Origin of the sequence: Antrihabitans stalactiti (assembly GCF_012932915.1) — a bacterium.
Classification (GTDB): Bacteria; Actinomycetota; Actinomycetes; order Mycobacteriales; family Mycobacteriaceae; genus Antrihabitans; species Antrihabitans stalactiti.
Genome location: NZ_VCQU01000003.1, coordinates 502,758 through 521,741, shown reverse-complemented (window position 1 = coordinate 521,741; position 18,984 = coordinate 502,758). Strand labels below are relative to the sequence as shown.

The following is an 18,984-nucleotide window of genomic DNA, read 5'->3' as shown; positions in this document are numbered from 1 at the left end:
TAGGCCCAAACCCTGAGCACAGTATGAGCACCAGTTGACGCGGAGGCCACTTATCTCAGGACTGCTCGCACGAATCCTTCAGCGAGCATCCGCCACAACTCTGGCCGCACGCACCGGCCGGCTCCAACGCGGCGGCAGCGCGAGTGGCGATCGAGCCGCCAATTCCGGCAATGACCAACGCAGCGACGAGAGCGACGACGGCAGCGGCAATTCCCGGGATGGTGCCGAGCACGATCGCCCCGACGCCGCCGAGTGCGAGCACCACTGCGCTCGCCAGCATGGTGGGGGCTGCGACGCGGTTTGCCAGCTCGAAGGTGGCATCGTCGCGCAACGACTCCGGTGTCCGGATTCCGGCCCAACGGTTGCGCGGAAGGCGACCCGTGAGGCCCGCAACGGCGACGACGGCGACCACAATCGCAAAGAGGAATAGCACACACGCGACGATCAGCACAGTAAAAGGATACGGACCGACGGCGTCAGCGCTGCGCTGGGTGCGGACTGCCGTTACCGACGCTTTAGGCTGGATGGCGACCATTTCGAACGGGAGAGTCTTCCAGTGCAGAACGCAGAAGTACCCGAGCATCGCTACAACGCCGATCTGGCAGGGCGGATCGAGCAGCGTTGGCAGCAACTCTGGAGCGATCGCGGGACCTTCCATGCGCCGAACCCGGTCGGCCCGCTTGCAGGTCCCGTTCCTGCGGACAAGCTGTTCGTGCAGGACATGTTCCCGTATCCGTCGGGAGCCGGTCTGCACGTCGGGCACCCTCTCGGCTACATCGCGACCGACGTGTATGGCCGCTTCCACCGGATGCTCGGGCACAACGTGCTGCACACCCTCGGCTACGACGCCTTCGGCTTGCCTGCCGAGCAGTACGCGGTTCAGACGGGGACCCATCCCCGCATCACGACCGAGGCGAACATCGTCACGATGCAACGCCAGCTCGACCGACTCGGTCTGGGCCACGACAAGCGCCGGTCCTTCGCTACGACCGACCCCGACTACTACCACTGGACGCAGTGGATCTTCCTGCAGATCTACGACGCGTGGTACGACGAGAAGCTGGGTCGTGCGAGGCGAATCTCCGAGCTGGAGGCCGAATTCGCTTCGGGTACAAGGCCGTTGCCTGACGGCAGCTCGTGGGGTCAGCTCGATGCCGCAGCACGCCGGAAGGCTGTCGACGCGCATCGCCTTGTCTACCTGTCGGATTCGCTGGTCAACTGGTGCCCAGGGCTGGGCACCGTACTATCGAACGAAGAGGTCACGGCGGATGGCCGCAGCGAGCGTGGCAACTTCCCGGTCTTCCGAAAGCACCTGCGGCAGTGGATGATGCGTATCACCGCATACTCGGACCGCCTCGTCGACGACCTCGAATATCTCGATTGGCCCGAAAAGGTCAAGACGATGCAGCGCAACTGGATCGGCCGTTCACGCGGTGCGCAGGTGACGTTCGAGGCGGACGGCCACAGCATCGAGGTGTTCACGACACGCCCCGACACCCTGTTCGGCGCAACGTATGTAGTGCTGTCACCCGAGCACGACCTCGTCGACGAACTTGTCGCCAACGCGTGGCCGAGCGACGTCGATCCACGCTGCACCAACGGTGGGGCTGCGACACCCGCCGACGCGGTGGCCGCGTACCGCAAGTCGATCAGAGCGAAGTCCGATCTGGAACGCCAGGAGAACAAGGACAAGACTGGCGTCTTCCTCGGCACCTATGCGGTCAATCCGGTCAACGGGCAGAAGTTGCCGATCTTCATCGCCGACTATGTTTTGAGCGGTTACGGCACCGGCGCCATCATGTCCGTGCCCGCCCACGACCAGCGTGACGAAGAGTTCGCCACCGCATTCGGCCTGCCGATCGTCGAGGTCAACGACGGTGACACGGTCAAGAATTCGGGGTTCCTCGACGGACTCTCGATCGAGGACGCCAAGGCCGCGGTGATCACGAAGCTCGAAGCCGACGGTCATGGTGCCGGCACGATTCAGTACAAGCTGCGTGACTGGCTGTTTGCTCGGCAACGGTATTGGGGCGAGCCGTTCCCGATCGTGTACGACGCCGACGGTGCCCCGCACCCTCTGCCGGAATCGATGCTGCCCGTGAAGCTTCCGGAGGTCGAGGACTACGCACCGGTCTCCTTCGACCCGAACGACGCCGACTCCGAACCCTCACCGCCGCTGGCGAAGGCGACGGAATGGGTGGAGGTAGAGCTCGACCTCGGCGACGGACCCAAGCAGTACCGCCGCGACACCAACGTGATGCCGAACTGGGCAGGTAGCTCGTGGTACCAGCTGCGCTATATCGACCCCACCAATCCGGACGTGTTCTGCGCCAAGGAGAACGAGCAGTATTGGACGGGTCCGCGGCCGGAGCTGTACGGTCCGAACGATCCGGGCGGCGTCGATCTCTACGTCGGCGGCGTCGAGCACGCCGTGCTCCACCTGCTGTACTCGCGGTTCTGGCACAAGGTGCTCTTCGATCTGAGCTACGTCAGTTCCAGCGAGCCGTACCGTCGCCTGTTCAATCAGGGCTACATCCAGGCGTTCGCCTACACCGACGACCGCGGTGTCTACGTGCCCGCCGAGGACGTCGTCGAGCGGGACGGCAAGTTCTACCTCGGTGATGCCGAGGTCTTCCAGGAGTACGGCAAGATGGGCAAGTCCCTGAAGAATGCCGTTGCGCCCGACGAGATCTGCGCGGATTTCGGTGCCGACACACTGCGCATGTACGAAATGTCGATGGGACCGCTAGAGGCGTCTCGACCATGGGCGACCAAGGACGTCGTCGGCGCATACCGCTTCCTGCAACGCATTTGGCGAGTAGTCGTCGACGAGGAGACCGGCGCCGTCCGCGTCACCGAGGACGCACCGTCGGAGGCCACGACTCGGTTGCTACACAAGACGATCGAGGGTGTGACGGCCGATTACGTTGCGCTGCGCAACAATACGGCTGGCGCGAAGCTGATCGAGCTGAACAACCATCTGACGAAGCACTATCCGAATGGCGCGCCTCGGACGGTCGTCGAACCGTTGGTGTTGATGCTCGCACCCATCGCCCCGCACGTCGCGGAAGAGTTGTGGGAGCGACTCGGCCACGACGAGTCGTTGGCGCACGGACCGTTCCCGGTCGCAGACGCCGCGTGGCTCGTCGAAGACACGGTGGACTACCCGATTCAGGTCAACGGCAAGGTCCGCAGCCGGATCACCGTGGCCGCGGACTCCACGCCTGCAGCGGTGGAGTCGACCGCCCTCGCCGACGAAAAGGTAGTCGCACTGCTCGACGGGAAAACTCCCCGCAAGGTCATCGTGGTGCCCGGCCGAATGGTCAACATCGTTCTGTAGCCCCAACCCTTGCTTCGATCGTTAAGTATCTCAATAACTATTTTTTCGCTGAGTACTCGAGATTCACGATCGAAGTGTCTCCATGCCTGAGCTACTATCTCGATTCAGCATCGGTAAGGTCACGATGCAGTTACAGACGGTATGGCATAACTGGAGACGGGGATCACAGCATGCACGACAAGAGAAGGCCAGTCCCGGAAACGGCGATCGGCTACCTCGAAAACCTTCCCGCGTTGGTCCTCATCGACCGGCTGCCAATTCCCATCGTCGCGCTGGACGCCGGTGGCGATGTGATTCATGCGAATCCGGCGTTCGAGGAGCTGCTCGGCTACGACCCTGGGAATCTGATCGGCAGACCGCTGCAGCATTTGCTATGCGAGACAGCCGATCACCAATCGCCGATGGGTGTCCTGATGGGTCGCCGCGGCCAGCCGATCGCGCTGCGGCACCGCGAAGGCATTCCGGTTCAGGTCGTGGCGAGCGATTCGGTCTTCCTGCGTCGTGACGACCCGGTGACTCTCGTCTCATTGCACGACATCACCGAAACCCTCTGGACCGGTGGACAAACGATGACGTACCCGGCGACTCGGCTCAGCGCGGTCCGCGCTAGCCGCTTCGATTGATGGGCCGCAACACGATCTCGGTCGGGTGACCGTCGCCCGGAGTCTCGACCGCATTCCGTACCGCCCGAGCCACTGTCTGCGGAGTGAGGAACTCGTCGGCGTTGTAGTCACGTTGCTCGCGCGCCACGATCGCGCGCTGCATGTCGGTGTCGATACGTCCGGGATGGACCGATGTGACACGCAACTGCGGCTCCTCCAGCCGCAACGCATCACCGAACGCACGTAGCGCGAACTTGGTCGCCGCGTAGCCACCCCACCCCGCGTGTGCCCGTAGACCCGCACCCGAATTGATCAGCACGACATGGCCGTTCGCGGCTCGCAAGGCAGGAAGCAGAAGCCGCGTCAACTCGGCGACGGCGACCACGTTCGCCTCCAGCATGTCTCGCCACTGCTCGACCGACGACTCCTCCACCGTTCCCAACGACGCGACTCCGGCGTTGTGAACGAGTACATCCAGCCGATCGATCCCCCGGACCGCCTCGGCTACAGCGGGGTAGTCCGTGACGTCGACCGGCCATGGTCGTGCGCCGGGCAGGTCCGTCACCAAGTTGCTCAGCGAGTCCGCCGACCGCGCCCCAAGCAGGAGGTCGTGAGTGGCGGCAAGTTCGCGGGCGATTGCCTCGCCCAACCCTCGGCTGGCACCTGTGATCAGAGCGATCGGTCGCATGGCCCGAGCCTAGGCCCCGCCCGATCTCCTGGCTCGGGCACCACAAAGTGCGCGGACCTGGCGCTGTAGCCGCACAATATGGGAATGGCCGACCGCGGATTCACCCCGACGCAGCTCTCGGCGCGCGCGGCGTACCTGCTGCGGGGCAACGACCTGGGCACGATGACCAGCGCCGCACCACGCCTGTACCCGCATATGTGGAGCTGGGACGCGGCGTTCGTCGCAGTCGGGCTCGCACCGTTGAGCGTCGAGCGCGCGGTCGTCGAGTTGGACACGTTGCTCTCGGCGCAGTGGAAGAACGGGATGATCCCGCACATCGTCTTCGCCAACGGCGTCGACGGCTACTTCCCAGGTCCGGCGCGGTGGGAGTGTAAGGAACTCGCCGCGTTCGCACCGCTCGGACCGGATACGTCCGGCATTACTCAGCCACCGGTCCATGCGATTGCGCTGCAACGAATTCTCGATCATTCCCGCAGGCACGGCAGAAGCACTCGTGCAGTTGCCGAGGAGTTTCTCGATCGGCGCTGGCCGGACTTGGTCCGCTGGCATCGCTGGCTCGCCCACGCCCGCGATCCAGACCAGAACGGTCGCATCACGCTCTATCACGGCTGGGAATCCGGCATGGACAACTCGCCTCGTTGGGATCGGGCCTACAGCAACGTGATTCCCGGCGACCTCCCGCCGTACGAGCGCGCAGACACCCAGATCGTCACCGACTCCTCGCAGCGGCCGAGCAACGGGGAGTACGACCGCTACCTGTGGCTGGTCGAGCAAATGCGGCAAGTCAAGTACGACGACGTCGAGCTGGCAACCACGATGAGTTTCGCGGTCGAGGATGTGTTCGTCTCCGCAATCTTCGCGCTCGCGTGCGACGTGCTTGCAGACATCGGCGAGGAGTACCGGCAGCCGAATGCCGATGTTCGCGAACTGCATTCGTGGGCCGACCGGTTCCGGAAGGGCGTCGTCGCGACGGCAGACGAGCGGTCCGGGGCGGCGCGCGATTTCGACCTGCGCCTCGGTCGGTGGATCAGCACCGAGACGCTGGCGATGTTCGCCCCGCTGCTCTGCGGCGGCCTCCCGCGTGCGACCGAACGCAACCTGCTCAAGATCTTCGAGGGTCCGCGCTTCTGTGGACACCCGGACCTGCGCTACGCGCTGCCCCCGTCGACATCGCCGGTGTCGAAATACTTCCGCCCGCGGGAGTACTGGCGCGGACCGGTGTGGCCGGTCATGAGCTGGCTGTTCTCGTGGGCGTTCGCCCGTCGGGGCTGGGCCGAACGGTCGTTGATGTTGCGCGCCGAGGGTTTGCGGCAGGCCAGCGACGGCAGCTTCGCCGAGTATTACGAACCGTTCACCGGCGAACCCTTGGGGAGCATGCAGCAGTCCTGGACGGCCGCCTCCGTCCTGGACTGGATCTGCGCCTGATCGAACTGTGCGCGAATTTCACCCCTGGAGGGGTGAGACGCGCGCACGGGGTTAGCCGGAGGGGCGACCGCGGACGGGTGAAGTTTCTTGCGTCGGCATCGAATTCGGGGGCACCGGGTACGGCGTGCCGAGCTCGAGCACACCAGCCACGATGTTCGGACCGCATTGCGCCAACGCCGGACCGACCTTCGGAAGCGGCGGCGTGACAGTCGGCGGAACAGCGTTCGGCGGCGCGGCGAAGTTGAAGGTCGAGGTCATGTCGCCGACCGTGTTGCGGCGCCAGGTGGTCAGGTTCGGCACGTCGACGCCGAACCGCGTCTCGAGCAATTTGAGCTGCGACGTGTGGTCGAAGGTGTCCGAACACACCAGACCGCCACGGGTGTATGGGGAAATCACCAAGCCAGGGACGCGGAAGCCGAGGCCGATCGGTCCCGCGATGTTGTCGGAGGCCTTGATACCGGCAAGCGGTACGGTCACGTGCTCGCCGGGCGTACCGGGCGGTGCAGTCGGCGGAACGACGTGATCGAAGAAGCCGCCGTTCTCGTCGTAGCTGATGATCAGCGCAGTCTTTTCCCACACAGCGGGGTTGGACGTGAGGATGTCGAGCACCTGCATGATCCCGACGGCACCGCCCGCAGGCGGCAGCGACGGGTGTTCGCACGTGAAGATCGACGGGACGATCCACGAGACCTGCGGCAAGTTGCCACTGCGAACGTCGGTCTCGAAGTTGTACGGGTAGACGGGGTCGATGCCACGCGCGTACAAGCTGGTGCCGGGTGCGTTGAACTGCTTGAAACAGCCGAGCATTCCATCGAGCGCCACGCTGGAGATCGGACCGACGTCCTTGTTCTGGTACACCTTCCAGCTGACTCCGGCCTCTTCGAGGTTCTCCGGCATCGTCCGCCAGGTGTAGACGTTCTTCGGAATCAGCAGCGGAGTCTCCAGCAACGGACCGCCGCCCCGACCGTCCGGGTCGATCGTCGCGCTGATCCAGTACAACCGGTTCGGGTCCGTCGGACCGAGGACCGAACAGTGGTAGCCATCGAGAATGGTGAAGGCGTCGGCGAGGTCGTAGTGAGTCGGGATGTCGGCGCGTGTGTAGTAGCCCATCGCAGCCGGACCGTTCCCCGGACCTTCGTGCTCCAGGTGGACCACCATGTGCATGTCGTTCGCACCCCCGTTCCACGCCTGGTGCATCGGGCCCCAACTGTGCGTCGGGTCGTTGATGCACTCGCCGTCGAGGTTGACGCCCGCATTCGTGTCGAGGCGGAACGGCAGCTGGTACCCCGTCGGCGTCGGACCGATACCGGGTTCGTACCCGTACTGCCGCCACACCGGTGACGGATCGTCGAAGCCGCGAACACCGGACAAGGTGCCGAAGTAGTGGTCGAACGAGCGGTTCTCCTGCATCAGAAAGACGAAGTGCTCGATGTCTTTCAGCGATCCGGTGCCGCTCGGGTCGGCGGCATAGGCCCGCTCGATGATCGGGCCCGCCCACGACGCCATGACTGCGGCACCCGTCGCCGCCGCGGCCTTGGAGAGGAAATTACGTCGCGAGATCCACTCCGCCGAACCGGCGGGCCTGCTCTGTGTCATGGGCTGAGAGCCTAAGGGTTGTCAGGCCTGAATGCCGATCCGACCGCCACCTGTTTTCCAGACCGCCACGACCGCCGGACGAGGCTGTGTGGCACCACCATCGGGCCAATGCGACGCCGGCTTGTCAGCGCTCGCGTCGTCCTCCTCACCTGGATGCTGCACGCAGACGGTCACGCGCTCGTCGGTGATGATCGGACCGCACGTTTCCGCGCCTTTGGGGACGGTCAGGAATTGCTTGGTCTCGCCACGGTTCGGGCCCTCCAATACGACCGAGAACAGGCCGTCGTTCGACTTCAGCGCGTTGCCGTCGGTCGAAATCCACAAGTTGCCGTACGAGTCGAACGCGAGGTTGTCCGGGCACGAGATCGGGCTGACCTTCGATTTGTCGAAGCCGCCGAAGTAGGTGTCGGCGGCTTGGGGATCGCCGCACACCAACAACAAGGTCCAGGTGAATGCGGTGCCGGCGTGGTCGTCGGTGATCTCGAGGATTTGGCCGTTCTTGTTCGTGTTGCGTGGATTGGCTTCGTCGGCCTTCGCCTTGCCTTCGGTGCCGCGCTTGTCGTTGTTGGTCAGCGCGACGTAGACCTTGCCGGTATTCGGGTTCGGCTGGAAATCTTCGGGCCGGTCCATCTTCGTGGCACCGACCTTGTCGCCCGCGAAGCGCGTGAAGACTGCGACCTCTTCGGCGCTCATGCCGTCGACGAGCGACTGACCCTTGCCGTCTTCGCCGGTCTTCAGGATCGCGATCCATTCGCCGGTACCGCTGAATCCCTTGTCGGACGGAATTTTTCCGGTGCCATCGATCTGGTCCGGCTCGTTGCCGGTCAACTTCGCGACGTACAGCGTGCCGGCGTCCAACAGGGTGAGGTTATGGCGCATGCTCGCCTGACCATTGCCCGGCTGCATCTTGCGCGACGACACGAACTTGTACATGTAGTCGAACTTCTCGTCGTCGCCCGAATACGCAACGACCGTGCCGTCGGCGGTGACGTAGATGTTCGCCGACTCGTGCTTGAAGCGACCCATCGCGGTGTGCTTGATCGGCGTCGACGTCGCGTCCCACGGGTTGACCTCGACGATGTAGCCGAAGCGATTCGCCTCGTTCGGTTCGACTGCCAGGTCGAATCGGGGGTCGAAGTTCTCCCACCGCCGTAAGGACGCGGCGCCGACAAAGCCGTATCGCTTCAGCCGATCTTTCGCGGCTGGGTCGGCAACGGTGTCGAAGTTCGCGAAGTACTGGTTGAAGTTCTCTTCGCCGGAAAGAATTGTTCCCCAGGGAGTTACGCCGCCCGAGCAATTGTTGAGCGTGCCGATCACCTTGGTGGCCGTCGGGTCTGCCGTGGTCTTGAGGAGATCGCTGCCTGCCGCGGGACCGGTGACGAGAAACTCGCTGTTGCCGGTGATCCGCCGGTTGTACGGACCGAATTCGGGCGTCAGCTTGCCCGAACCCGACTCGCCCTTGACCTGTACGACCGACAGTCCGTGCGTCGTCACACCCACCTGAAACTGTTGCAGGGTCGGGGAATTCGGGTCGTAACCGGAGAACATGAACGTCTCGGTCGAGTACTCGTGATTGCAGACCAGCAGGAACGCGTTTGGCTTGCCCTCGATCGGCAACAGGCCCGCGAAATCGTTGTTGAACCCGAACTGCCGCTCCTGCGCTTGCGGCGTCTGATTGTCGAAGTCGAATGCGGGCGTGTCGGGCAAGATCGGGTCGCCCCACTTGATGACGACCGCCTGCTCGTAGCCTTCCGGGATGACAACGGCGTCTTCGGCATTCGGTGTGACGGCCGTGAACTGGGTGCCAGCCGGCGTCTCCGTCGGCGAAGCTGAACTCGACGCCTTCTTGTCGTCGCCACATGCCGCGAGGAGGCTGCCCGCGCCGACGGCCAGAACGGCCGCCGCGCTGCCTTTCAGCACACCACGCCTGGTCATGGCGGCGGCAACGATGTCGCCGAAGTACTCACCGTCCGACGTGTTCGGCACCTCGTGGAAGCACGCGTTGCCGCACTTGTACTCGCACGTCACGGACTGTCGCGACGAGTGACCGACGGTCGAGCGCAGCGAGGGGGATTCGCCGCTGGGGCGGACGAAAAGCGACAAGGGTTTCAGGCTCACATCGCGCAACCTATGAGCCCCACACTATGACGAACCAAAGTCCCGGTGAACGCGGAAACAACTTAGTTGGAGGGGCCGCCGGTAGACTTGTTCGATGCTCCGGGGGAAGGCGACCGTCCCAATCAGACCTTTGGGGTACCGCGAAATCCTGGACCTACCGTTCGCTCTCATCCAGGCGAACCTGCGGCTGCTCGCAACGTCGATGTTGATCGCCGTCGTTGCCGCCGAAGTATTGGTCGCGCTGGTCGGACTGATCGCTGCCGGATCGTCGGGAGCAGTCGATTCGGATGTCGAGTTGAGCGTTCTGATAGCCACATTCGTGGCCGGGTGGCTGGTCCGCGTCGTGCTCGGGAGTATCGCGGCGACGGCGGCAAGCATGACAATCCATGGCTCGACGGTCACTACCCGGGCCGTCCTCGTTCGGGCGCGTGGTCACGTCGTGGGAAATGCAGCACTGCAGCTCTGGCAACTCGTGCTCGCCGCAGGTGTCGCGTTGGTGGTTGTACTGTTTGCGTCCGATCGGGCGCCCGCGGCGACGCTGGTGATCCTCGGTTTGCTTCTCGCCCTGGGTGCGTTCGCCTACTTCGCAGCACGCGGGTTCGTGGCGAGCGGGGTGCTTGTCGACGAGAACCGGTCGGCATACGACGCGGTTCGCCGGTCCAGAGAATTGACCACCGGCGCAACCGGGCAACTGCTCGCGGTCTGGGCTTCGATGTACACCGTGCTGACCGTTCTAGCCCTGCCACTGTGGTTCGGTCCGCAGTATGTCGACGTCGCGGTCGATGGCATGGAGTGGGGCGAATTGCTGCTGGCGAGCGTCTCGTTCCTCGTTGTGGCCGCCGGATGCATCCTCGTCGAATCATCGACGCGTGCAGTCGCTTACATCGATCGACGCTGCCGCCGTGAGGCGCTCGACCTGTATACCGCCGTAGTGCCAGGCAAGGCGAACGCATGACCGACCGCACACCCGAACCGGAGCCGCTCGGTCCAGCAATCGCACATCGCGACGCCGCGGAACAGGCCGCAGCCAACGCCGACTACAACAGCGCGGTACGCGAACGCTTCCGCGCGGTCGTGCGCGGGCTCGAACAAGGCGGGGTGGTCGAGCTTCGCCGGTCGCGCACGGCCGACGAGACCGCAGCCGCGGCTGCGGAGCAACTGCCCGACGAGGCCGTCGGATTGACCGCGTCGGCAGTCGTTTTCGACGAGGTCGTCTACGGCGGCAAGCAGGCATCGGACTACGACTACGCACTGATAGCGAAGGTAGACCGATTCTCCCCGAACGCTCCGCCGCCGGCCGATGTCGTCGCCGATACCGCCACGGACCGCGAACCCGGTGGCAGGCGTAGACGATTCGATCCGCCGGACTTTCTCAAATCGCCCAAGCTGTGGACGGTGGTGGCGATAATCGCGGTCCTGCTGCTCGTTCTGCTTGTCCTCCCGCGCAGCTGCTCGGTGCCCGAACCGGCCACACCACCCGACAAGTCCCAACACGACAACAGCGGAAACCCGCGTTCGGGCTATCCGTCCGACGGTGACGACAAATCGTCCGACCGCGAAGACCAAGACACGCTGTTCGACCACGTCCCGGCAGCCGTCAAGTACGGCGGGTTGCAGCTGTTGGTCGCCGCGGTATTGCTGGCGCTGTGGCGCGCTCGGCGACGTGGCGCATTGGTGCCGCCCGAGCTGCCGGTCGAGGCGCCCGCGACGGAGCTGACGAACGCCCACGCCCGTCTGTATCGACGATCGCGCGATCGTGAGCACGTTGCCTCGGTCCTGCGAACCTCGACGCTGCGCCGATTGCTGCCGAGGCTAGGCCTGACGCTCGATTCACCCGGCGACCAGATCGTGAAAGCTGTTGCCGCACAGACAGGTCACACACCGGACCACGTTTCGTTCGTACTGTACGGATCCGTCGACGACGACGAGCGCTTGATCGCGATCGCCGACGGGCTGGACTCGATAGAGGGGGAAATTCGCGCACGATGACGGATTCAGTGAATGTCTCGAAGGAAGTAGGTGCCGCCGACGCAGTCGCGGCATTGGGCGCGGTCCGTCACGAGATCGGGAAGGCCGTCGTCGGCAACCACAACGCCGTCCTCTACCTCGTCCTTGCATTGCTGTGCGAAGGGCATGTGTTGCTCGAGGGTGTGCCAGGTGTCGCGAAGACGCTGCTGGTACGCGCGCTGTCGAAATCGCTGGACGTCGAATACGCCCGGGTGCAGTTCACGCCCGATCTGATGCCGGGCGACGTCACCGGATCACAGATCTACGATCCGCATTCCGCTGAGTTCACGTTCCGTCGAGGGCCGGTTTTCACAAACCTCTTGCTCGCTGACGAGATCAACCGGACGCCCCCGAAGACGCAATCGTCACTGCTGGAAGCGATGGAGGAGCGACAGGTCTCGGTCGACGGTCAGGCGCTGTTGCTGCCGGACCCGTTCGTCGTCGTCGCGACCCAGAACCCCATCGAGCAGGAGGGGACATATCCGCTGCCCGAGGCGCAGCTGGACCGCTTCCTGTTCAAGGTCGACGTGGAACTGCCAGGACGCGACGACGAATACCGCATTCTCGAACGCCACGCGGCGGGTTTCGACCCACGCGACCTCGCAGCGGCCGGCGTCGAAGCTGTCGCCACTGCGGGTCACATCAAGGCCGCACGCAAGGCGGTCACAACGGTGACGCTCGCGCCGCAGGTCATCGCTTACACAGTCGATGTCGCACGCGCGACGCGGTTGTCACCCGCGGTCCAGCACGGTGCCTCCCCACGCGGGGCGACCGCTCTGCTCAAGGCGGCGCGCGCGTTCGCATGGCTGAACGGTCGCGGGTACGTCACGCCCGACGACGTCAAGGCGGTTGCGGTGCCGGTGCTGCGGCATCGACTCTTCCTGCGGCCGGAAGCCGAACTCGACGGCGCCACACCCGAAGCCGTGCTCGCCGCCCTACTGCATGGCGTTCCGGTGCCGGTGTAGTGCGAACGCAACTGGTCGTCACCGGACGTTTGGCCGTCCTCGCAGCGGCCGGCGCGCTGATCGTCGCGGTCGCGCTGCCGTCGTGGATCGGTGTCATCGTCGTCACCGCGTTGGTGCTGGCCATTGCCGCCGGTGACATCCACGATGCGGGCAACATTCGTGAGGTCACGGTGTCTCGCCCGCGGATAACGACGGTGCGGCTCGGCAGACGCGTCGAGGTCCCGCTGACAGTGGTGAACACGAGCAGTCGACGGGTACGCGCGACGGTGTGGGACGACTGGCCACCGAGTGCGGGCGTGAAGCAGCAGGCCCAGCGCGCCGACCTTCCGCCAGCCGCCAGTGCCACATTCGTCGCCGATACCGAGCCTGACCGTCGCGGCGATCGCAACGCCGGTGAGGTGACCGTGCGGGTCATCGGACCGCTCGGGCTCGCAGGGCGGCAGCTTCGCCACACCGTCCCCGCCACGGTCCGCGCGTTGCCTGCGTTCCGAAGCGAACGCCAATTGCCCTCCAAGGTCAAGCAATTGCAGCATCTGGAAGGCCGCAACGTCGCCTCGGTGCGCGGTCAGGGCACGGAGTTCGATTCGTTTCGCGAATACACGGTGGGTGACGACGTGCGGTCCATCGACTGGCGTGCCACCGCCCGCGCCCGCGACGTCATCGTCCGCACGTGGCGGCCCGAACGCAATCGGCACGTTCTACTCATCCTCGATACCGGACGGGCCAGCGCGGGTCGAACGGGCGACGGCACTCGGCTCGACACCTGCATGGAAGCAGCGCTGCTGCTGGGCGGCCTGGCCTCGCGAGCGGGCGACACCGTGGACCTGCTCGCCTACGACCGTGCGGTCCGCGCCGAGGTTACCGGAATTGCGGGTAAACGCTTGCAGCAGAAGCTGATGCATGCCATGGCTCCACTCGCACCGACACTGGCGGAGACCGACTGCCGTGGCTTGGTCGAGGCCGCGGTACGACGGACCAAGCGTCGCAGCCTGGTCGTGTGGTGCACCAGCCTCGAAAGTGGTTGGCCTGCAGCAGATCTACTCGCAGCGATCCGCATCCTGGCGCACCGCCATCACGTGTTGCTGGTGTCGGTCACCGACCCGGAGGTCACGCGACTGGCCGGTCAACGCGGATCGCCCGCAGCCCTGTACGACGCTGCGGCGGCGGAGCGGTCCCTGGCAGAGCGTGATCGCCTCACCGAGGCGCTGCGGCGAGTCGGCGTGGGTGTTGTTGCGGCGCCGCCAGATCGACTACCGGCCGCACTGGCCGACGAATATCTCGAACTCAAACGCATCGGGACGATGTAACCCGTCAGGCCGCGATCAACGCTCGCCGCTGCCGCTCGGCAAGGACGCCTGCGAGCACCTCGCTCGGGTGTACGTACAACGGCACAGCGGTGCGCATCTCGGCGCACACTCGTTGCGCCAGAATCACTCCCAGCTCGTACTGCACTCGCGGCGACATTTCCTTCAGCCGCCGAACATATTGCCTTAGCTCGAAGGCGACATCATCTGGCACTGCGTTGACGTCGAGCGTCGCAACCCACGCTCGCATTCGCGGTGGCGGATAGACAAGCGCAGTCGAGATGAACACCCGCTCGGCCCGGATCACGACGGTTCCGGCCAACAGGTCACCGACCCGGCGACCCCGTTCCGAGGCGGTCGACGACACGACCGCGACGAACCCGAACATCCCGAGCATCCAGAAATCGACGATGACGCCGCATAGTCCGCGCGTGAGGGCGTGCCGGAACTCGATCGGTCCGCCGTCGGCCCGAATCACGCGTAGTCCGAGCGCCATCTTCCCCGGAGTGCGGCCTGCCGTCAGCGTCTCGAACGCGACCGGATAGCCGACCAGCACCGCCACGATGACGATCAACGTCAGCGCGGCGACCAAGGCGGGATCTGCACGCGAGAAGGTCAGTGCCAACACAGTTTCGATGCCGATGAACAAGATGATCTGTGCCATGAGGTCGAGCAGAAACGCGAAACACCGAGTCGGCACGCGCGCGATCGGGAGGTCGAGCGCTACCGCTTCGCCAGTAACGAATCCCGCCATCTCGTGCCCACCCCCTCCGAAAGCCCGAGGGTAACATTCGAATCGATCGGTAGAGGGGGCGTCAGCGGTGGAACTCGATTCGTTCGTACACGGTCGAATCATGGCGTGGTACCGCCTCGATCAACTCGCGCGACGCCGTCGGCTGACCGGTTCGGAATCCGACGAATTGGTCGCGCTGTATCAGCGCGCGTCAGCGGATCTCGTGCATCTGCAGGCGGTCGCGCCGGACCAAGGCGTCGTCGGCCCGCTCACTGACCTCGTCGCCCGCGCGAGGGCACGGGCGATGGGCGCAAGGTCAGAGTTGTGGCCCGAAATCGTCCTCTTCTTCACCCACCGATTTCCCGCTGCTGTGTACGGCGCGTGGCGCTGGGCGGCGGCCGTTGCTGCGGTCTTCTTCGTAACCGCAACAGTCGTCGGCGTGTGGGTCGCCAACGATGCCGCCGCACGGTCCACGCTGGGTAGCCCTGCCAAGATCGCGCGCGTGACCGAACCCGGCGGGGAATTCGAGACCTATTACTCCGAGTACCCGGCGTCGTCGTTCGCGGCGAAGGTGTGGACCAACAACGCATGGGTCGCTGCGATCGCGTTGTTCCTCGGGTTTCTGATCTTGCCCGCGGTCTACGTCCTGGTGATGAACGCGCTCAACGTCGGTGTCACGGGCGGTTTGATGGCGCACGCCGATCGCCTCGACGCCTTCTTCGGCTTCCTCGCACCGCACGGAATTCTCGAACTCACGGCGATATTCGTTGCAGGCGGCGCGGGTTTGAAGCTCGGCTGGACGTTGATCGACCCCGGCAGGCTGAGCCGAGTGCAAGCATTGGCGAAGCAAGGCCAGACGACCGGCGCGGTCGCCCTCGGCCTCGTCGTCGTGTTGCTCTTCTCAGGCGCGATCGAAGCCTTCGTCACGCCGAGCAGCATGCCCACCGCACTCAAGATCCTCATCGGGCTCGCCGCTGAAGGAGTCTTCCTCACCTATGTCGCCGTGCTCGGTCGGCGTGCGGCGGACGAAGGTTTCAGCGGTGCCCACCGCTCGCTCGACGACCGCTGGCAAGTGTCGATCACCTAGCGGCGCGGAGCTTACGGAGCGCCCTACGCCAATCCGGTGACTGCCTCGGGTTCGCGCTCGTCGCGCCAGCGGACCGCTTCGATCACTTTCGACAAGTCGTATTTCGGGCCGCTGCTGCCGATCGTGAACAGCGAGACGCCTTGATCGACGAATGCCTGTGCACCCTCGGCACCGGGCCAACTCACGGACCGCTCGATCCGGCGGGGGTCGCGACCGACCGTCGCGCAGTGCTCCGCGAGGACCTCCGACTTGTGTGCCAGCACCTCACGATTGGAGAAGCTGTGCCAGATGTGGGCATATTCCGCGACCAGTCGCAGCGTTTTTCGCTCACCGCCGCCGCCGATCAAGATCGGGATCTCCCGAGTCGGCGCGGGATTCAACACCGCAAATCGCGCGGTGATTCGTGCCAGATACTCCTTGAGCAGCGCCAATCGTGTTCCAGGGGTGCCGAAATCGTAGCCATACTCGGCGTAGTCCTTGGCGAACCAACCTGCACCGATACCGAGAATCAGCCGTCCGCCGCTGATGTGGTCGACGGTCCGGGCCATGTCTGCCAAGAGGTCCGGGTTGCGGTAGCCGCCGCCGGTGACAAGCGCGCCGATCTGCACTCGCTCGGTCTGCTCGGCGAACGCGCCGAGCATGGTCCAACACTCGAAATGCGCACCGTCCGCGTCGCCGGTCAGCGGATAGAAGTGGTCCCAGTTGAAGACGATGTCGACGCCCGCGTCCTCGGCGCGCAACACCGCGTCACGAATCAGGCCGTAATCCGGTGCATGTTGTGGCTGAAGCTGAACTCCGATGCGGATCGGGTGAGTCATGCGTTCGAGGCTACCGGCGTTGGGCACCGTGCGCCCGTGTGCGCCATACTGCACGGGCTGCGCCCGCAGCGCCTTTATTTCGGATCGTCCGGCACGTTCCTGCCGGTGAAGGGACCGGTTCTTCATGGCTTCAGTGACTTTCGACCGCGCGACGAGGCTCTATCCAGGGTCCGACACCCCCGCCGTCGACCAACTCGACCTCCACATCGAAGACGGTGAGTTCCTCGTACTCGTCGGACCCTCGGGCTGCGGAAAATCCACGTCCCTGCGCATGCTCGCCGGCCTCGAAGACGTCGACGCCGGTCGGATCTTGATCGGCGAGAACGACGTCACCCGCAAGGAACCGAAAGAGCGCGACATCGCGATGGTCTTTCAGAACTACGCGCTGTACCCGCACATGACCGTCGCCGAAAACATGGGTTTCGCACTCAAGCTGCAGAAGGTCAAGAAGGACGTCCTCACTCAGCGGGTGCTCGAGGCAGCCCGACTGCTCGACCTCGAGGAGTACCTCGACCGCAAACCGAAAGCACTCTCCGGCGGTCAGCGGCAGCGCGTCGCGATGGGCCGCGCGATCGTCCGGCAGCCGCAGGTGTTCCTCATGGACGAGCCGCTGTCGAATCTCGATGCGAAGTTGCGCGTGCAGACGCGGACGCAGATCGCCCAGCTCCAGCGCCGACTCGACACCACGACGGTGTACGTCACCCACGACCAAGTCGAGGCGATGACGATGGGCGACCGCGTCGCGGTCCTCAAGGACGGGCTGCTGCAGCAGTGCGCGACGCCGCGTGAGCTGTATGCGAAGCCGGTCAACGTTTTCGTTGCCGGGTTCATGGGTTCGCCGGGAATGAACTTGTTCACGCTGCAAATCAACAACGATTCAGTCAAGATCGGCGATTGGCAGATTCCGGTCTCACGTGACGTCGTCGACGCGTCGCTCGACGGATCGGTCGTCGTCGGAATTCGCCCCGAACACTTCGATATCGGTTCACTCGGAGTCGAGATGGAAGTCGACGTTGTCGAGGAACTCGGTTCTGACGCTTACGTTTACGGCCGCACGGTCGGCGAGGGCGTCACCGATCATCAGATCGTTTCGCGCGCCGATTGGCGCAATCCGCCGGCGAAAGGCGCGCGGGTGCACCTCTATGCGGATACCGGTCACATCCATTTCTTCGCAACGTCGGACGGTCGACGCCTCGCGTAGGATCGCTACCGGCCGCACAACGGAGAGATGAACACAATGCTCAGCAGGATTGCTCGATGGAGGCGTATCGCGGTAGCGGTGCCGATTATTGCCGCGTGCGCGGTGACCGGTCCGAACGTCGCGCAAGCTGAGCCAGGCGGGTCCTACGTCGAGTCTGTCGAGCACGTCAACGACCGTCAGATGGTCGTCAACGTCCACTCTGCGGCGATGAATCAAACTTTCCCGATCGAGGTCGTGCTTCCCGCCGACCGGTCGCAGCCTCGTCCGTTGCTGTACCTGCTCAATGGGGCTGGCGGTGGCGTCGACGGCGCGACCTGGGCCAGAAACACCGACTACGTCGACTTCTTTCGCGACAAGAACGTGAACGTCGCCGTCCCGATCGGTGGACGTTTCTCCTATTACACGGACTGGATCCGTGACGATCCGCGCGTGGGCCGCAACAAGTGGGCGACGTTCCTGGGCAAGGAACTGCCACCGTTGCTCGACAAGGAGTTGAACACCAACGGCTCGCGAGCCCTGGCAGCAATCTCGAGCTCCGCGACGTCGATCTTCAACCTCGCGATCGACAATCCTGGCCAGTACAAGTCGATCGCGGCATACAGCGGGTGCGTGCAGTCCAGCGATCCCTTGGGTCAGAACGCGATCAAACTGACCGTCGAAACCTGGGGTGGCGGCGGTTCGGTCGAAAACATGTGGGGCCCGCTGAACGGTCCGGGCTGGCGTGAACACGATCCGGTGGTCAACGCGGAGAAGCTGCGCGGCACGCAGATCTACATGTCGACCGGCAGCGGCATCCCCGGAATCAACGACACACCCGCAAATCCGCGGGTTGCCGACGGCCGTATCAACCTGCCTTCACTCATCGCAGTCGGTGCCCCCATTGAAGCGGCCACGAACTTTTGCACGGCGAACATGGCGAACCGGTTACGTGAACTCGCAATCCCCGCGGTCGTCGACTTCCGCGCCACCGGCACTCACTCATGGGCCTACTGGGAGGAAGACCTCCACAAGTCCTGGCCGTTCATCGCCGGGTCGCTAGGCCTCTGACCTGCTTGTGAGTCTTTTTGGAGTCCAGGGACTCCAAAAAGACTCACGAGGGG

The 18,984-nt window shown here is 64.5% G+C and carries 16 protein-coding genes; 10 read left to right on the top strand and 6 right to left on the bottom strand.

The genetic code is table 11. The features are described from left to right. Positions 1 to 55: 55 nt before the first annotated feature. A complete protein-coding gene (locus FGL95_RS11535) occupies positions 56 to 451 on the bottom strand; it encodes an SdpI family protein (RefSeq protein WP_169586718.1) in 396 nt (131 codons plus the stop codon). A gap of 105 nt (positions 452 to 556) precedes the next feature. Between FGL95_RS11535 and leuS the strand changes: the two genes are divergently transcribed. Next, complete coding sequence (gene leuS, locus FGL95_RS11530) at positions 557 to 3,340, top strand: leucine--tRNA ligase (protein ID WP_169586717.1); 2,784 nt, start codon at positions 557 to 559, stop codon at positions 3,338 to 3,340. Positions 3,341 to 3,510: 170 nt separating this feature from the next. Continuing rightward, complete coding sequence (locus FGL95_RS11525; RefSeq protein WP_169586715.1) at positions 3,511 to 3,963, top strand: PAS domain-containing protein; 453 nt, start codon at positions 3,511 to 3,513, stop codon at positions 3,961 to 3,963. On the opposite strand, the gene FGL95_RS11520 is transcribed toward FGL95_RS11525, so the two are convergent. Further along, positions 3,947 to 4,630: an SDR family oxidoreductase gene (locus FGL95_RS11520; protein ID WP_169586713.1), complete on the bottom strand. Its 684-nt coding sequence runs from the start codon at positions 4,628 to 4,630 to the stop codon at positions 3,947 to 3,949. The two genes, FGL95_RS11525 and FGL95_RS11520, sit on opposite strands and share 17 nt — an antisense overlap. Positions 4,631 to 4,714: 84 nt before the next feature. On the opposite strand from FGL95_RS11520, the gene ggh reads away from it, so the two are divergent. Continuing rightward, entirely contained in the window at positions 4,715 to 6,055 is a 1,341-nt protein-coding gene (gene ggh / locus FGL95_RS11515; RefSeq protein ID WP_169586711.1) for a glucosylglycerate hydrolase, read from the top strand. Positions 6,056 to 6,106: 51 nt separating this feature from the next. On the opposite strand, the gene FGL95_RS11510 is transcribed toward ggh, so the two are convergent. Further along, positions 6,107 to 7,651: a phospholipase C gene (locus FGL95_RS11510; protein WP_169586709.1), complete on the bottom strand. Its 1,545-nt coding sequence runs from the start codon at positions 7,649 to 7,651 to the stop codon at positions 6,107 to 6,109. A 21-nt stretch (positions 7,652 to 7,672) separates the two neighbouring features. Continuing rightward, the gene (locus FGL95_RS11505; RefSeq protein ID WP_169586707.1) at positions 7,673 to 9,769 is read right to left on the bottom strand and encodes a PhoX family protein; all 2,097 of its coding nucleotides are present in this window, start codon (positions 9,767 to 9,769) and stop codon (positions 7,673 to 7,675) included. Positions 9,770 to 9,863: 94 nt separating this feature from the next. Here FGL95_RS11505 and FGL95_RS11500 point away from each other — a divergent pair, with 94 nt between their 5' ends. The 4 genes from FGL95_RS11500 to FGL95_RS11485 are packed head-to-tail and all read left to right on the top strand — an operon-like array spanning position 9,864 to position 14,048. After that, positions 9,864 to 10,724: a hypothetical protein gene (locus FGL95_RS11500; RefSeq protein ID WP_169586705.1), complete on the top strand. Its 861-nt coding sequence runs from the start codon at positions 9,864 to 9,866 to the stop codon at positions 10,722 to 10,724. Further along, positions 10,721 to 11,758, top strand: a complete 1,038-nt coding sequence (locus FGL95_RS11495) for a DUF4129 domain-containing protein (RefSeq protein WP_169586703.1) — start codon at positions 10,721 to 10,723, stop codon at positions 11,756 to 11,758. Before FGL95_RS11500 ends, FGL95_RS11495 begins: the two co-directional genes overlap by 4 nt. Further along, positions 11,755 to 12,741 (top strand): AAA family ATPase, encoded by a 987-nt coding sequence (locus tag FGL95_RS11490; RefSeq protein WP_169586701.1) that lies wholly within the window; start codon positions 11,755 to 11,757, stop codon positions 12,739 to 12,741. Before FGL95_RS11495 ends, FGL95_RS11490 begins: the two co-directional genes overlap by 4 nt. After that, complete coding sequence (locus FGL95_RS11485) at positions 12,741 to 14,048, top strand: DUF58 domain-containing protein (RefSeq protein ID WP_338079821.1); 1,308 nt, start codon at positions 12,741 to 12,743, stop codon at positions 14,046 to 14,048. Before FGL95_RS11490 ends, FGL95_RS11485 begins: the two co-directional genes overlap by 1 nt. A 4-nt stretch (positions 14,049 to 14,052) precedes the next feature. On the opposite strand, the gene FGL95_RS11480 is transcribed toward FGL95_RS11485, so the two are convergent. Continuing rightward, on the bottom strand, positions 14,053 to 14,799 hold the full coding sequence (locus FGL95_RS11480; RefSeq protein WP_169586699.1) for an RDD family protein: 747 nt from the start codon (positions 14,797 to 14,799) through the stop codon (positions 14,053 to 14,055). Between the two features lie 100 nt (positions 14,800 to 14,899). On the opposite strand from FGL95_RS11480, the gene FGL95_RS11475 reads away from it, so the two are divergent. Next, a complete protein-coding gene (locus tag FGL95_RS11475) occupies positions 14,900 to 15,865 on the top strand; it encodes a stage II sporulation protein M (protein ID WP_169586697.1) in 966 nt (321 codons plus the stop codon). Between the two features lie 23 nt (positions 15,866 to 15,888). On the opposite strand, the gene FGL95_RS11470 is transcribed toward FGL95_RS11475, so the two are convergent. Beyond that, a complete protein-coding gene (locus tag FGL95_RS11470; RefSeq protein WP_169586695.1) occupies positions 15,889 to 16,683 on the bottom strand; it encodes an LLM class F420-dependent oxidoreductase in 795 nt (264 codons plus the stop codon). A gap of 124 nt (positions 16,684 to 16,807) precedes the next feature. On the opposite strand from FGL95_RS11470, the gene FGL95_RS11465 reads away from it, so the two are divergent. Together FGL95_RS11465 and FGL95_RS11460 are read left to right on the top strand one after the other, a co-directional pair. Then, a complete protein-coding gene (locus FGL95_RS11465) occupies positions 16,808 to 17,884 on the top strand; it encodes an ABC transporter ATP-binding protein (protein WP_169586693.1) in 1,077 nt (358 codons plus the stop codon). A 27-nt stretch (positions 17,885 to 17,911) separates the two neighbouring features. After that, a complete protein-coding gene (locus tag FGL95_RS11460; protein ID WP_169586691.1) occupies positions 17,912 to 18,931 on the top strand; it encodes an alpha/beta hydrolase in 1,020 nt (339 codons plus the stop codon). Positions 18,932 to 18,984 lie beyond the last annotated feature (53 nt).

What these genes read in the sequence shown, in the direction of transcription:
- FGL95_RS11525 (WP_169586715.1), top strand. Translation starts at nt 3,511, where the DNA reads ATGCACGACAAGAGAAGGCCAGTCCCGGAAACGGCGATCGGCTACCTC.
- FGL95_RS11520 (WP_169586713.1), bottom strand. Translation starts at nt 4,630, where the DNA reads ATGCGACCGATCGCTCTGATCACAGGTGCCAGCCGAGGGTTGGGCGAG.
- ggh (WP_169586711.1), top strand. Translation starts at nt 4,715, where the DNA reads ATGGCCGACCGCGGATTCACCCCGACGCAGCTCTCGGCGCGCGCGGCG.
- FGL95_RS11510 (WP_169586709.1), bottom strand. Translation starts at nt 7,651, where the DNA reads ATGACACAGAGCAGGCCCGCCGGTTCGGCGGAGTGGATCTCGCGACGT.
- FGL95_RS11500 (WP_169586705.1), top strand. Translation starts at nt 9,864, where the DNA reads ATGCTCCGGGGGAAGGCGACCGTCCCAATCAGACCTTTGGGGTACCGC.
- FGL95_RS11495 (WP_169586703.1), top strand. Translation starts at nt 10,721, where the DNA reads ATGACCGACCGCACACCCGAACCGGAGCCGCTCGGTCCAGCAATCGCA.
- FGL95_RS11490 (WP_169586701.1), top strand. Translation starts at nt 11,755, where the DNA reads ATGACGGATTCAGTGAATGTCTCGAAGGAAGTAGGTGCCGCCGACGCA.
- FGL95_RS11480 (WP_169586699.1), bottom strand. Translation starts at nt 14,799, where the DNA reads ATGGCGGGATTCGTTACTGGCGAAGCGGTAGCGCTCGACCTCCCGATC.
- FGL95_RS11475 (WP_169586697.1), top strand. Translation starts at nt 14,900, where the DNA reads ATGGCGTGGTACCGCCTCGATCAACTCGCGCGACGCCGTCGGCTGACC.
- FGL95_RS11470 (WP_169586695.1), bottom strand. Translation starts at nt 16,683, where the DNA reads ATGACTCACCCGATCCGCATCGGAGTTCAGCTTCAGCCACAACATGCA.
- FGL95_RS11465 (WP_169586693.1), top strand. Translation starts at nt 16,808, where the DNA reads ATGGCTTCAGTGACTTTCGACCGCGCGACGAGGCTCTATCCAGGGTCC.
- FGL95_RS11460 (WP_169586691.1), top strand. Translation starts at nt 17,912, where the DNA reads ATGAACACAATGCTCAGCAGGATTGCTCGATGGAGGCGTATCGCGGTA.